At 36.8% G+C, this 14,688-nt stretch carries 15 protein-coding genes; 7 read left to right on the top strand and 8 right to left on the bottom strand.

Annotated elements, in window-relative coordinates; all coding sequences use genetic code 11:
• The first annotated feature begins 29 nt into the window (after positions 1–29).
• The 3 genes from ACVWY7_RS05855 to ACVWY7_RS05845 all read left to right on the top strand — a co-directional run bounded on the left by ACVWY7_RS05855 (position 30) and on the right by ACVWY7_RS05845 (position 3,619).
• Complete coding sequence (locus ACVWY7_RS05855; protein WP_073526135.1) at positions 30–1,190, top strand: FtsW/RodA/SpoVE family cell cycle protein; 1,161 nt, start codon at positions 30–32, stop codon at positions 1,188–1,190.
• Positions 1,191–1,264: 74 nt separating this feature from the next.
• Entirely contained in the window at positions 1,265–2,005 is a 741-nt protein-coding gene (gene prpE / locus ACVWY7_RS05850; RefSeq protein WP_000872717.1) for a bis(5'-nucleosyl)-tetraphosphatase PrpE, read from the top strand.
• A gap of 141 nt (positions 2,006–2,146) precedes the next feature.
• Positions 2,147–3,619, top strand: coding sequence for a peptidase G2 autoproteolytic cleavage domain-containing protein (locus tag ACVWY7_RS05845; protein ID WP_212113937.1), 1,473 nt, complete (start codon positions 2,147–2,149; stop codon positions 3,617–3,619).
• A 48-nt stretch (positions 3,620–3,667) separates the two neighbouring features.
• Here the strand turns inward: ACVWY7_RS05845 and ACVWY7_RS05840 are convergent, their stop codons facing one another.
• From ACVWY7_RS05840 to ACVWY7_RS05825, 4 genes are read right to left on the bottom strand one after another with little or no spacing between them, the layout of a single operon-like run.
• Positions 3,668–4,561: an RluA family pseudouridine synthase gene (locus ACVWY7_RS05840; RefSeq protein ID WP_001079112.1), complete on the bottom strand. Its 894-nt coding sequence runs from the start codon at positions 4,559–4,561 to the stop codon at positions 3,668–3,670.
• A gap of 15 nt (positions 4,562–4,576) precedes the next feature.
• On the bottom strand, positions 4,577–5,374 hold the full coding sequence (locus ACVWY7_RS05835) for an NAD kinase (RefSeq protein ID WP_000673194.1): 798 nt from the start codon (positions 5,372–5,374) through the stop codon (positions 4,577–4,579).
• An 18-nt stretch (positions 5,375–5,392) separates the two neighbouring features.
• Positions 5,393–6,031 carry a GTP pyrophosphokinase gene (locus tag ACVWY7_RS05830; RefSeq protein WP_001081482.1) on the bottom strand — a complete coding sequence of 213 codons (639 nt, stop codon included), beginning with the start codon at positions 6,029–6,031 and terminating at the stop codon, positions 5,393–5,395.
• 30 nt (positions 6,032–6,061) lie between these two features.
• Complete coding sequence (locus ACVWY7_RS05825) at positions 6,062–6,433, bottom strand: UPF0738 family protein (protein ID WP_001180009.1); 372 nt, start codon at positions 6,431–6,433, stop codon at positions 6,062–6,064.
• 146 nt (positions 6,434–6,579) lie between these two features.
• Here ACVWY7_RS05825 and ACVWY7_RS05820 point away from each other — a divergent pair, with 146 nt between their 5' ends.
• From ACVWY7_RS05820 to ACVWY7_RS05805, 4 genes are all read left to right on the top strand, one after another.
• Complete coding sequence (locus tag ACVWY7_RS05820; protein ID WP_000191105.1) at positions 6,580–7,158, top strand: CYTH domain-containing protein; 579 nt, start codon at positions 6,580–6,582, stop codon at positions 7,156–7,158.
• Positions 7,159–7,338: 180 nt separating this feature from the next.
• Positions 7,339–7,737 carry a globin domain-containing protein gene (locus ACVWY7_RS05815; protein WP_000043381.1) on the top strand — a complete coding sequence of 133 codons (399 nt, stop codon included), beginning with the start codon at positions 7,339–7,341 and terminating at the stop codon, positions 7,735–7,737.
• A complete protein-coding gene (locus tag ACVWY7_RS05810; protein WP_000360639.1) occupies positions 7,737–8,630 on the top strand; it encodes a ClpXP adapter SpxH family protein in 894 nt (297 codons plus the stop codon). Before ACVWY7_RS05815 ends, ACVWY7_RS05810 begins: the two co-directional genes overlap by 1 nt.
• Positions 8,631–8,859: 229 nt before the next feature.
• Positions 8,860–9,033, top strand: coding sequence for a hypothetical protein (locus tag ACVWY7_RS05805; RefSeq protein ID WP_002051510.1), 174 nt, complete (start codon positions 8,860–8,862; stop codon positions 9,031–9,033).
• 119 nt (positions 9,034–9,152) lie between these two features.
• On the opposite strand, the gene pepF is transcribed toward ACVWY7_RS05805, so the two are convergent.
• From pepF to mecA, 4 genes are all read right to left on the bottom strand, one after another.
• Positions 9,153–10,979 (bottom strand): oligoendopeptidase F, encoded by a 1,827-nt coding sequence (pepF, locus tag ACVWY7_RS05800; RefSeq protein ID WP_000003389.1) that lies wholly within the window; start codon positions 10,977–10,979, stop codon positions 9,153–9,155.
• Between the two features lie 50 nt (positions 10,980–11,029).
• Positions 11,030–12,274 (bottom strand): competence protein CoiA, encoded by a 1,245-nt coding sequence (locus ACVWY7_RS05795; protein ID WP_000612260.1) that lies wholly within the window; start codon positions 12,272–12,274, stop codon positions 11,030–11,032.
• Positions 12,275–12,355: 81 nt separating this feature from the next.
• On the bottom strand, positions 12,356–13,900 hold the full coding sequence (locus ACVWY7_RS05790) for a cardiolipin synthase (protein ID WP_000799204.1): 1,545 nt from the start codon (positions 13,898–13,900) through the stop codon (positions 12,356–12,358).
• Between the two features lie 72 nt (positions 13,901–13,972).
• The gene (gene mecA, locus ACVWY7_RS05785) at positions 13,973–14,656 is read right to left on the bottom strand and encodes an adaptor protein MecA (protein WP_000350710.1); all 684 of its coding nucleotides are present in this window, start codon (positions 14,654–14,656) and stop codon (positions 13,973–13,975) included.
• Between the last annotated feature and the right edge of the window lie 32 nt (positions 14,657–14,688).

Here is a 14,688-nt window from a genome sequence, read left to right as displayed (position 1 = left end):
ATAAAGAGCAGTAGAAAGGAATACATACATTGAAAGATCCAAATTCTCAATATCAAATAGACTACGTATTACTATTCATCTTATTTGCCATTGGGACTGTTAGTTGCTTTGCAATTGCAAGTGCACAAGTTTCTTTACCACCATTTTTGCAAAATGTAAATTTTGTATTAAAGCAAATCCAATGGTACTTCATTGGATTTATAGCCATTGGTATCATTATGATTATTGATTTCGATCGTTATCAAAAAATTGCTTGGTATTTATATAGCTTTGCATTGGTACTACTTATTGGACTAGAATTTCAAGTACCAGGTGCCATTACAATAAAAGGTGCTACCGCTTGGTACAGGCTCCCAAGCATCGGAAATTTCCAGCCTTCCGAAATTATGAAATTGTTTTTAATTATCGTCACCGGACGAATTATAGCAAATCACAATGAGAAATATTTTTATCGAACAATACACGACGATTTTTTATTACTCGGAAAAATATGCGCAACAAGTTTGCCGCCCCTACTACTTATCGCAAAGGAACCTGATTTAGGAAACACAATGGTAATTTCAGCTATGCTCGCAGCAATGATACTAGTTTCTGGTATACGTTGGCGTTTTATTTTCGGATTAGTTTCCGGTATTTTTGCAACTGCCGTTACATTAACGTATATTTTTTTTACTCATACAAAATTCTTTAAAGCACATATTTTACAAGAATATCAACTAAACCGTTTCTACGGCTGGTTAGCACCATACAAATATGATGCGCAAGGGTATCAATTAAGGCAAGCTTTCTTGGCTACTGGATCAGGGGAAATGCAAGGAAAAGGTTGGGAAAATGGACAAGTATACTTTCCAGAACCACATACAGATTTTATTTTCACTAATGTCGCTGAACAATTCGGCTTTTTAGGCGCAAGTGTCATTATTACACTTTTTTTCCTACTTATTTTCCGCATGATTCATATCGCTTTAGAAAGTAACGACCCTTTCGGTAGTTACATTTGTGCTGGTACAATCGGAATGTTTACTTTTCAAGTATTTCAAAATATCGGGATGACTATCGGATTACTACCTATTACAGGAATCACATTACCTCTTATGAGCTACGGAGGAAGTTCCTTACTCACATATATGATAGCGATCGGATTTGTTTTAAACGTTCGTTCAAGAACGAAAATCTTTATGTTTAACTAAGGCACAAAAACCGTATATTTTTATCTCTATCCTTTTTTAGATATACTAATAAAAAATATGATGGAGGTTTAAATATGAAATATGACATTATAGGGGATATACATGGATGCTTACAAGAGTTTCAAAATTTAACAGAGAAGCTAGGGTATAACTGGAGTAGCGGTCTACCGGTTCACCCTGACCAACGTAAACTTGCATTCGTTGGCGATATTACAGACCGTGGTCCTCATTCATTGCGTATGATCGAAATTGTATGGGAACTTGTCATACATAAGAAAGAAGCTTATTACGCTCCTGGAAACCACTGTAATAAACTATACCGATTTTTCCTTGGGCGTAATGTGACAGTCGCTCACGGACTTGAAACAACTGTCGCTGAATATGAGGCACTTCCTTCTCATAAACAAAACATGATAAAAGAAAAATTCATCACACTTTACGAGCAATCCCCTTTATATCACGTACTCGATGAGAAAAGATTACTTGTATGTCACGCTGGCATTCGGCAAGATTACATAGGAAGACAAGATAAAAAAGTACAAACCTTTGTATTATATGGCGATATTACAGGAGAAAAACATGCTGACGGCTCACCTGTCCGTCGCGACTGGGCGAAGGAGTATAAAGGAACAGCTTGGATTGTATATGGACATACACCGGTAAAAGAACCTCGCTTTGTAAATCATACAGTCAATATTGACACTGGCGCTGTATTTGGTGGCAGACTAACTGCGCTACGTTATCCAGAAATGGAGACCGTTTCCGTTCCTTCCTCCCTGCCTTTTGTCCCTGAAAAATTTCGCCCAATTTCATAATCCATATGTAATACTTACGAAGGATTACCGTATCATTTAGGCGTCTCTCATATAAAAAATGGGTAGAGTCATTAAAAAAAGATGCAATAAAGTGCGTCTTTTTTTAATGACACGGCATATACTGTCGCAGGAGGTGACAGAATGAAGAAAAAATCTTCTAAACAAAAAAGAAAATGCCCGCCTTTTTATCTGCCTATGTACGGAATTAACAACTGGTGTAGCATTCGAGCTGCAGCTTTAGAAGAACTGGAAGAACAAGAGGCATCCCCCAAAAACAAAGCTCGACCAAAATATGTCTCTTTAGAAAATGCTGTAATGAGCCGCATCATTGATAATCAAATAACAAAGAGGCAGCAAAAAAACAAACCTCTCTCTACTCATACTGAACAGGTTGTGCCTTCTGAGCAAGCAGAGAAGAAGACAGAAGAAAATATCCCTGTAGCAATAAATAAAAAAGCGGAATCAGAAATTCCAGCTGCTATTATAAATCAAGTAAAAAAAATAAAAGAAGCATTAGCACCATCAGGTGATAGACAAACAGAAAAAACTATCATCATTCACCCCCCTACACCTGAAAATTCAAAAGTAAAAAAAGGGGGACGGTATGTACATGCAGAGGGGCTTCACTCTCATGCAGAGGGTACAGCTTCACATGCAGAAGGGCTTCTTACACATGCAAAAGGTTCTTTCTCTCATGCGGAAGGATCAAAAACGAAAGCAACTGGACATAGTTCCCATAGTGAAGGAAGTGAAACGACAGCAGGTGGCTCTTATTCTCATGCGGAAGGTAAACATACAATCGCTTTAGGCGAAGCAGCACATGCAGAAGGAACCGCGACTATCGCTAACGGATTCTCTTCTCATGCGGAAGGTAATCATACAATCGCTTTAGGCGAAGCAGCACATGCAGAAGGAACCGCGACTATCGCTAACGGATTCTCTTCTCATGCGGAAGGTAATCATACATCAACAGCTCACTTTGCAGGTAGCCATATTATGGGGCGCTTCGGTACAGCAGAAGAATCTTATTCTTGGTTTATTGCAAACGGCACAAATGAAACCGATCATAATATCGGTGCAAAGTGGCTTGCTCATAATGGAGAAATGTACATTGATGGGGCTTCTTATAATGCAAGCGGAACTGATTTTGCACAAATGTTTGAAGCAGTAGACAATACTCTTATTGATGTAGGTTATTTCGTTACATTTAGTAGCGAAGAAAAGATTCGAATCGCTACTTCAAACGATTCATTCATCTTAGGAATATCTAGTGCTACCCCGGCCCTTATAGGAAATAGCGGTGCTCTAAGTTGGCAAAAACGCTACAAAACAGATAGCTTCGGAAAACGTCAATATGTACGTACGGAATCGCAAGACATACAACCACTTTTAAATACAGAATGGGATCCAGCTTGCAAATATATAGCAAGGAAAGATCGTACCGAGTGGCTTCCTGTCGGATTAATTGGACAAATGTTAGTACGTGATGACGGCACTTGCGAAACACATGGATATTGTCGTCCAAATGACAATGGTATTGCTACAAAATCCGAAAGTGGCTTTTTCGTTATAAAGCGCACGGGTGATAATCAAATTTTAATATTATTCCGCTAAGAAAAAAGGGAACAAAATTCTTCATTACATAAGAATTTTGTTCCCTTTTTAAGTCTGTCTTAATACCGCTTGCATATCACTTGGAATCATTGCAGTAAAAGACATTTCCTTCTCTAAAATAGGGTGATAAAACGTCAAAGATGTACTGTGAAGTGCTTGTCGTTTCATTTCATCCCTTTTTCCACCATATAAATTATCGCCAAGTAGCGGGTGTCCTATATGTGCCATATGCACACGAATTTGATGCGTTCTTCCTGTATCAAGCTCAAGCGATACATGCGTCTTATGATTGGCACTATCAATCACTCTAAAATGAGTAACGGCTCTTTGCCCCTCCTCACAAACGGTTCGCTCAATAATGCTATCCGATTTTCGTCCAATCGGTGCATCAATCGTTCCTTCTCGTTCTACCATCTCACCGTGAACGATCGCTTCATACGTTCTTTTCACAGCTTTTTGTTGATGCTGTTTCGATAAAAGATGATGCACGAAACGATTTTTTGCAATAAGCATAAGCCCTGAAGTATCACGATCTAACCTCGTTACGATGTGCACTGTACTTGCAAGATATTGCTTATCATAATGAGATAAAAGCGCATTCGCAACACTTCCGGACGGATGTTCTCTAGACGGAATCGTTGACATGTTCGCCTCTTTGTTTATGACAAGAACTGCATCATCTTCGTATACAATACATAAAGGAATATCTTCTGCAATCATCCCTTCACTTCTTTCCTCCACTGGAAAAAAGATACGTAATTCTTCACCAACTTGCAACTGATGACGAACACTCGTATGTTGGCCATTTACTTCAATAGCTCCGCCGTGAAACTTTATATCCGTTAATGCAGCTTTGGAGATCCCTTTTGTTTTTAAAAATTCTCTAACTAAAGTTCCTTCTTCAGCCGATTCTATATCCCATTTCAATGTAAATCTGTTCAAATATATAAACCCTTTCTATTTATCTGCAACAAACGAGTCACGAACTCGTTTCCAGAACGGAAATGGACGGAAACGAACAAATCGTACTTTCTCGTTTGCCACGCGATACTGAATTGATTTCACATCTTGATGAACCATCGTTAAATGGTCCACCGTAATTTGTAAGTTCATTCCTGCAGTCGGCTTCAACACACATGTATGATGTTTCGGCAATACGAGTGGCGAACCTACCGTACGAAACACACGGTTATTAATCGATGCCATTTCTGCAATTTGAATCGCTTCAATAGAAGGGTGAATAATTGCTCCGCCAAGCGCCTTATTATACGCAGTACTTCCCGAAGGAGTAGAAATACAAAGGCCATCCCCGCGGAACGTTTCAAAGTACTCTCCGCGTATTTCTACTTCTGTTACTAATGTACCTTCTGCACTTTTCACAGTCGCTTCATTCATCGCTAAATACTGTGACTCTTTACTCCCATTCATATAGCGAATAATCACTTCTAAAAGTGGATATTCCACCACTTGGAATGGTGTTTTAGCAATTGCAATTACTAATTTTTCTACTTCTGTCGGTAACCAATCTGCGTAGAAACCTAAATGCCCTGTATGTACACCAACAAATGCTGTTTCATCCAATCGATTATAATAACGATGAAACGCATATAAAAGCGTTCCATCTCCCCCAACAGAAATTACAATATCGGGTTCCTGTTCATCCATTATAAATCCAAAATCTAGCAAGTATTCTTTCATCGTGCTTGCCAGTGTATCTGATGATTGATCTCCCTTTGACATAATTGTAAATTTCATCGCCCAACACCCTTTAGTTTATGATTCAGAATCTTTCGTTTCTTGCTTTCTTGAAAAAGCTTTCTGCGCTTCTTGAATTTCAAGACGGATAGAAGACATTTCTTCATCCAATAAAAATGCTGCTTCTGCTGCACGTTGCAAGCGTATTTTAATATCTTCAGGAAAACGTCCACTATATTTATAATTTAAAGAATGCTCAATTGTTGCCCAAAAGTTCATTGCTAACGTACGTATTTGGATTTCTACCAACACTTTTTGTTCTCCTTGAATTGTTTGAACAGGATAACTAATAACAACGTGATAAGAACGATAACCACTATCTTTCTTTTGCGTGACATAATCACGCTCTTCCACGATTTCAAAGTCATTTCGTTTTCTAAGATATTCTACAACAGGCTTAATCTCATCAACAAATTGACACATCATTCGAAGACCTGCGATGTCTTGCATATCTTCTCTCAGTCGGTCTAACGGTACATTTCTCTTCTCCGCTTTATCAATAATGCTTGCAACCGACTTTACCCTCCCTGTTACAAACTCAATTGGAGAATGCTCTGTTAACATTGCAAATTGAGTACGCATTCCTTTTAGTTTCACTTTCAGCTCTGCCACCGCTTGATGGTAAGGTGCTAAAAATTCTTCCCAATTTCGATTCACTTCAACCACCACCAAAATCAATCCATTTGCTTATAGAAATACTTTTTCTACAGCAGTTACTAGTTCTTCTCCGTAATTTGCATTACCTTCAATATTTTCAACTAAATATTCTACTTCTTCTTTTAATCCTTCTAATTCCATTTCAATGTCATTCACGCGAACAAACATAACCACATCGTTATTCATCGCTTCATGCATCGCTTCCCAGCATGTGTGCGGAATACTTACATAAATGAAAGATGATTCGTTTTCTAAGATATATAAAAATGATAAATTGTCTGAGTCTACAAGTACGTGATTACGCGCACTTAACCCCTTTACCTCTATTTCACTATTTTCCGCACAAAAAATAAGAGCATTCTCTCTCTTTTCTACGCTCTTAACTTGGATTTTATTTTGCATGCTCTAACTCCTCCATCTCAACTTCCTGTCTTACTTAACAGTATTATTGTATCATAACATGGACGCAAACAAATAAAACATTGAACCAAATTTGTGAAAAAGCGATAATGTGTAAAGAATTATTTTTCAAAAGGAGCGCGCATACAATGACACAAGAAATTGAAATTGAATTTAAAAATATTGTTACAGAAGAAGAATTCCATGCATTATGTAAATCATTTTCTATTGAGGTATTTACGAAACAAGTGAATCACTATTTTGAAACACCGAACTTCTCATTAAAGGAAGCTGGCTCTGCACTTCGTATTCGTCATAAAGGAGAAACTTATACATTAACATTGAAACAACCTGCAGAAGTCGGCTTGTTGGAAACACATCAAGTTGTAACAGAAAACGAAGCAAAAATGATGATGGAGACAAACGTAATTATTTCAGGGGCTGTAATGAATCAACTATGCAAACTACAAATTCCTGTTTCTGCTCTAACTTATATGGGTAGTTTAACAACTGAAAGAGCTGAAACGTTATTTGAAGGCGGAACGCTTGTCTTTGATCATAGTTTCTATTACAATCACGATGATTATGAAATTGAATTTGAAGTGCAAGATGAAGAAACAGGAAAAGCTGCCTTTATTCATTTATTAAAGCAGCATAACATACCTATCCGTCATACAAATAACAAAGTAAAACGCTTTTTCCTTGCCAAACAAAACAAAGCACGCTAAAGTGAAAATTCCACTAGTGAATACGTTCTACTAGTGGATACATCTCACTTTTTGAAAAGGAAAAGATTCTTTTACAACTGTAGAATAAGCAAAGAACGTTATGAAGGCTGTTTATTTGCCCTCCCTAACATTCCATTGCTACAATAGATATACATTTCATGGAAAAAGGAGTTTAAAAGGATGAGCAAGCAACCGATGACACCATTTGAAGCAATTGGCGGTGAACAATGCATTGCAATATTAGTAGACACATTTTATTCCTATGTCAGTAAGCACCCTGACCTATCTCCCATCTTCCCGGATGATTTAACAGAAACAGCTAGGAAGCAGAAACAATTTTTAACACAATATTTAGGTGGTCCTAATTTGTACACTGAAGAACACGGTCATCCTATGTTAAGAGCACGCCATCTCCCGTTTGAGATTACTCCAAAACGAGCAGAGGCTTGGCTATCATGCATGGAGCAAGCAATGGATGACACAGGAGTGCACGGTCATATAAGAGAGTTCGTTTTTGAACGTTTAGCATTAACTGCTCAGCATATGGTTAATACTCCAAATGAAACAGGTGAAATATAATGGATAAACAGGAAGCAAAGCATATCAATATGCCATCTCCTTCCGCATGTGAGCATAAGTCTGTAGAAGCATATTTATTTATTGATCCACTTTGTAAAGATTGCTGGGAAATTGAGCCCTTTATTATTAAACTATGGCTTGAATACGGGAAATACTTTTCTATTCGTCATATCGTAACAGGAAAAGTGGACGGAACGAACGCTTCCTCACACAAATGGAATAAACCTGCTAATATTCGATTTGTGTGGGAAAAGACGACAAGTTTACACGGTTTTTCATGTGATGGGAAGGTACATATGCAAGAGGCATCATCAACACCATATTTAGTTTCGATGGCAATTAAGGCAGCGGAGTTGCAGGGTCGAAAAGCAGGTTCGAAGTTTTTGCGAAAACTCCAAGAATACATTTTCCTTGAAAATGTATCAAATCCCGACTGCGAATTATTACTTGCATGCGCAAAAGATAGCGATATTGATGTAGAAGAATTTAAAAAAGACCTATATTCCGCTAGCGCAAAAAAAGCTTTCCAATGTGACTTGAAATTCACAAATGAGATGCATATTACCGAAATACCTTCTCTCGTATTTTTTCATGCGAATTCAGATGAAGAAGGTATTAAAATCGCTGGAACTTATTCCTATGATGTGTACGTACAATTATTAAAAGAACTTGTAAAATGTGAAATTGAGCCAGAACCATTACCCCCTTTAGAAGTATTACTAGAAGCGACGCAATTTATATCTTCAAAAGAAGTAGCCTTTATATATGGCTGCTCGAAGCAAGAAATTGAGCGTGAATTAAAAAAATTACAACTGAAACGAAAAGTACAAATGATTGACGTAAAATGTGAGCGTTATTGGAAATGGATAGCAAAAGAAAAAGACCTGGTGTAAACACCAGGTCTTCTTCTTTACGGCTTATAAAAATATTAAAGGGGATGGGAGAAATTTTCACGTTCAAACAAAGGGGTATATGTTTGTATGTGAATTCGTTCACGCTTATTATATTACAAGATTCGACGTCAGATGACAACCCCTTTTGTCGAATTTCACACTTTTGTCACATTCTAAACGTTTTCATTTTTGAATAAGCTATAAAAAAGCTATTTTGGAGGTGTTCTGTATGAAAAAAACATATATTTTACTTATCATTCTAGCTGTCATCGTTTCTTTTTTCTTGTACATCCTCTCTCTACTACAAGCTTTTCCTAAAATTATTGCCTTTCCTCTTTTATTCGGAGTCATTGTCATCGCCCTCTCGTATTTCAACCATAAAAAACGATTTAAAGGGTTTTAATAAACTGTAAAACTGCCTTCTAATTTAGAAACAAGAAAGAAAATCCGTCTTATTTTTTCGACAAATATCGACAAAATAACATGTAAACAAAAAGACGAGGGAAATCCCTCGTCTTTTTATTACTTCTCTTCAAATAATAATGCTTCTAATTCATTTAATTTCTCTTCAAATACTTGCAATGCTTCTTTTACCGGTTCTGGAGATGCCATATCTACTCCAGCTTTTTTCAGCACTTCAATTGGATAATCCGAACTTCCTGCCTTTAAGAACTCATTAATATAGCGTTCTACTGCTGGTTGCCCTTCTTCTAAAATTTGTTTAGATAGAGCAGTTGCTGCACTAAATCCTGTTGCGTATTGGTATACGTAATAGTTGTAGTAGAAGTGCGGAATACGTGACCACTCTAAACCAATTTCTTCATCAATTACTAAAGCATCACCGAAATATTTCTTATTTAAATCATAGTAGATCTCCGTTAACATGTCTGGCGTAACCGCATGTCCCTCTTGTACTTTCTTATGAATAATATGCTCAAACTCTGCGAACATCGTTTGACGGAATACAGTACCACGGAATCCTTCTAAATAATGATTTAATAAGTATAGACGCTCTTTCTTATCTTCTGTCGTTTTTAATAAATAATCGTTTAGCAACGCCTCATTACAAGTTGATGCTACTTCCGCAACAAAGATTGAATAGTCACCGTATACGTGCGGCTGTGTTTTTCTTGTATAGTAACTATGCACAGAATGACCAAATTCATGAGCAAGTGTAAATAAATTATTTACATTATCATGCCAGTTCATTAAAATATAAGGATTTGTTCCATATGCACCAGATGAATATGCTCCGCTTCGTTTTCCTTTATTCTCATACACATCTACCCAACGATTTTCATATGCTTCTTTTAAAATATCAACATACTCATCACCAAGTACATGCAAAGACTTTAATAACATGTCTTGCGCTTCTTCATACTTCACGTTCATTTTCACTTCTGGTACAAGTGGTGTATATAAATCATACATATGAAGCTCATCAAGCCCTAGTGCACGCTTACGAATATCGATATAACGGTGTAATAAATGTAAGTTGTCATTTACCGTTTCAACGAGTTGGTCGTATACCGCTTCCGGAATATTATTATTACTTAGTGCAGCTTGGCGAGCAGAATCATATTTACGAACGCGCGCATTGAAATTATTACGCTTCACAGCTCCGCTTAACGTACTTGCAAATGTGTTCTTATATTTTCCGTACGTTTCATATACAGCTTTAAATGCATCTTCGCGCACACGACGATCATCACTTTCTAAAAACTGAATGTAACGACCATGTGTAATCTCTACTTCTTCTCCATCCTCACCTTTAATAGATGGGAATTTCAAATCCGCATTATTCAACATACCAAATGTATTACTTGACGCACTCATTACTTCAGATGCTTCTGCTAATAAAGCCTCTTCCGCTTCAGATAATACGTGCGGACGTTGGCGCGTAATTTCTTCTAATGCATGTTCATATACACTTAAGTCTCTATTTTCTTTTAAGAATGTTTGCAGTGTGTCTTCTGAAATCGATAAAATTTCAGGCACAATATATGCTGTGCTACTAGATACTTGTGAATATAAATTTGTCGCGCGGTCATTTAACGCTTGATACACAGAGTTTGTTGTATCTTGATCGTAACGCATATGTGCATATGTATATAACTTACCTAATCGCATTGAAATTTCATCTTCATATTGCAATGCTTCAAGTAGATTGTTCGCAGAGTCACCAAGTTTCCCTTTAAATTCAGTTAACTTCGGTAATAGCTCTTTAATAGCTTGGAATTCTTTTTCCCATTCTGCATCCGTTTGGAAAATATCTTCCAATCTCCACGTACTTGATTCTTCAATCTCGTTACGATCTGGTAATGTTTTTGCTGTATTTTGTTCAGACATCCTTTAAGCCCTCCTTTAAATATCTCTACTTACATACAATTCGATTTCTCTTATGTAATTCCTTCACGATCAGTCTTTATTATATCCCCTTTTCCTCCTCTCATGTTAAATTTTGCCTCAAATAAAGATAGCGCATGCGCTAAACATATTTCATCATGCTTCATAATCTCTCCCCCTGTTTTTAACGGAACATCATCCCTTATCTTTCGGTACGTATACGTCCCTACCTTATACAACACACCTGTATAACATAAAAATGTCATATATTCAGTAACTGCCACTTTCCATATATGCTGTGAAAAGTACGGGAGCATACGCCTTTTCGTATACTTTTTTATATAACTACACACGTACTTGAGGGAAATACAATCCCCTACCGCAAGCTCACCTATACACTTCATATATAGAAAAGCTTGCCATATAAATGGGTTTGTTTGAAAAGCAAATGAAGACGGGAGCGGCAAACCGATTTCTGAAGGAAAATTTGCTGGGTTACATTTACATTGGTATAAGAGGCGTAATAGTGACTTATCATTATAATTCCAAATGGGCAAAGCGTTTTGACGAAAATAGTCCTTTCGCTTCTTCCATTCTTGACCTAATGTTTCTTTTCGGAAAGGAACGGAGGAAAAGAGCGTTTCAAAAGTAGTCGTTTCAATTGGTAAATATATAATGTGTGAGAAAGAGACGCTTGTAGAAAATGAAGTGATAAACGCGCATTTCATAAATGATTTTTGTTTCGAACAGAAGAAAATAAGAAGTGGCTGAGGATAAGATTGTAAGGAGAAAGCCATAATTGAGGAGAATTTCATCCAGTATGCAGAGTGCTTTTTCAATTGATTTCCACCAATAATCCAAATGACCTGTATACCAGCTTGCCAATACGAATAGGTTCGTTTGCAGAGCTGTTCTATGGAAAGATTTGCGCATTGATATTCAATCGCAATTTTTCTCCCTGCTCTCTCTATAAAAATATCCGGTCGTTGCTGAATCTCTGGCAGATAATGTTCTATCTCTACATGAACATTTTGACGTTTGAACCACCGATATAACAATTCTTTACCGTACATATGATATGTGGATTCTGCTTCATAAAAGGCTAAACATGAATCTACTTTCTTATGAGCAAAATGCCACTTTTTTTGTTTTCCTAATCTCATTAGTACTTCCTTCCCGCAAGCTATGCAAAAGAAACTTTCCCTTTTACGCATATGGTGTAAAAGCTCTTCATCATGATGATCGAGTAGATGAATTTTTTCTCCGTTTTCTCTTTTTGCGATAAATATCGGAATCACACCCTTTCAGCTCCTTATATTCTACAATTTATTACAAATTCCTTTTTAAAAAAGAGATGTCCCAATTTCGGACATCTCTCTTTATAATAAAGGGGATAATAACCGGTACGTTGATTCAACAATTCGTCTATGAAGACGCCTTTTATGAAAACGATCGACATGAATTTCACTCGATTCTTCTAAATCGTCTTTAAAATCTTGAACAAGTTTTCGAATGCTATCTGTATCATATAAAAAGGCATTTACTTCAAAGTTCAAATGAAAACTTCTCATATCCATATTCGCTGTCCCAATTGAAGCTAAATCAGAATCGACAATGACAACTTTACTATGGAGAAAACCTTTCTCGTATTCATATATCTTTACCCCTGCATCTAAAAGCTCTGGGAAATACGATCTCGATGCGTAAAAGACAGTGCGCTTATCAGGCTTACTCGGCATTAACAAACGAACATCAATACCAGCAAGTGCAGCTACCTTTAATGCGGATAAAATATCATCATCCGGAATGAAATACGGCGTTGCAATCCAAATGGATTTTCGCGCAGAAGCAATCATAGCAAAATATAAATGTTTGATTGTTTCCCATTTATTATCCGGCCCACCTGCAACGAGCTGCACGCCTCCCCAATGCTCTCCCTCAACTGCTTTCGCTTGTAAATATTCAGGGGCTAGCACAGCCTCACCAGTCATATAAAACCAATCTTGAAGGAAAATAAGTTGCAAACTTTGTACAGCTTCACCACGCAAATATAAATGTGTGTCTCGCCAAAAGCCGAAGTACTTATCCTTCCCTAAATATTCATCACCAATATTTAATCCACCTACAAACCCTTCATTTCCATCAATAATAACGATTTTTCGGTGGTTTCTATAATTAATCTTATCGTTTAAAATCGGAAAGCGCACAGGGAAGAACGGAATCATTTCGACACCTGCATCGTTTAATTCTTCAATATACGATTTTGATAATTTAAAACTTCCAACCGCATCATATAAAAAACGAACGACTACGCCCTCTTTTGATTTTTGTATTAAAATATCTTTAATTTCTGTTCCAAGCTTATCATCACGCACAATGTAATATTCCATATGAATGTGATGTTTCGCTCGTTTTAATCCATCTAAAATGGCCTGAAACGTTTCATCTCCATTTGTTAATGTTCTCGTTTCAGTTTGAAATGAAATATTTAAAGCGCCTAAGCGATCCGCTAAACGAAATAACAGCTCTTGATGCTTATGATTGCGCAAAATCCGTTCTTCGTAATCTTCATGCCCCTTATATTGTAAAAACGCTTGTTCATCGAGCAACGCCTTCTTTTGGAACATTCTCTTCCTACGAAAGTTTTGTCCGAATAATAAATAAGCGAAGAATCCAAATACCGGAAAAATACCTAACACAATGAGCCATGTAAGTGTTTTTGACGGATGACGGTTCTCTAAGAAAATAACGCAGCCAATTAAAAATGCAGATACCGTAAATAAAATACTAATAATACCTAAAATCGAAACATCTTTTATCCCAATTACATCCGAATAAAATGCCACATCAATAAACATACGTAATGAAACAAATAATGCGAACAATAGTAAAACAAAGAAAATCAACTTTAACGTATTTTTCATCTCTTACCTCCTTGCTAAGAAAGCTTTCCTATTCTTCATATAAAAAGCCGATTTCATACTACAGAAATCGGCCTACGTTTTAGCAGGAAAATTATTGCGAATTGTTTCAAGCGCATGCTCTTTCACAATTTGTTTCCCATACTCACTTACACGATGAATTGTTAAAGTTGATTCTTCTCCGTATTCTAAAACAATACTTAAAATGCGATCAATTTCTTCCTCATCATGTAGCACTTCATCGAATTCCACATATACATAATAGCGGTCCTCAAATGAATACAGCTCATCTTTTATATCTTCAAAGATAAGACGATGACTTAATGAAATGACATCTTCAAAATCATTAAACTTAATTAAAAAGCCAAACGTACCATCTTCGTTAAAGTTTGTTCCTGCTTGTTCTTCTACCTCTTCCACTAATTCTTGCTGGAATAATGATTCAATGCCTTCATCTAGAGGAATGTCTATAATTTTATCTACACCTATTGGTAGTTCTAGCTTTTGTCCATCCTTTGAAAGTTCTGCTTTCGTTACAAGTACTTCAATCCCTTTATCGACTGCTTGCACTTGAATCCATAACGGCCCATCAATAAAGAAATCGTCATGATCACGAGCTTCGTCCATCATTTCCCAAAAGAGCTCTTCGCTTCTTTCGCGGTCATACCAAATTTCCTCACGATTAAAGCCTCTGTCCTCTATATCAATGTACGTAATAAAAAACTTCATCGTATGATCATTAATTCTTTCAATATCCAAAATACAACTCTCCCTTCCTGCTTAGAATTGTT

This window comes from Bacillus sp. TE9106W (genome assembly GCF_054062215.1).
Note: the sequence above shows the minus strand (reverse complement) of the source record. Positions and strands in the feature narration are given on the sequence as shown.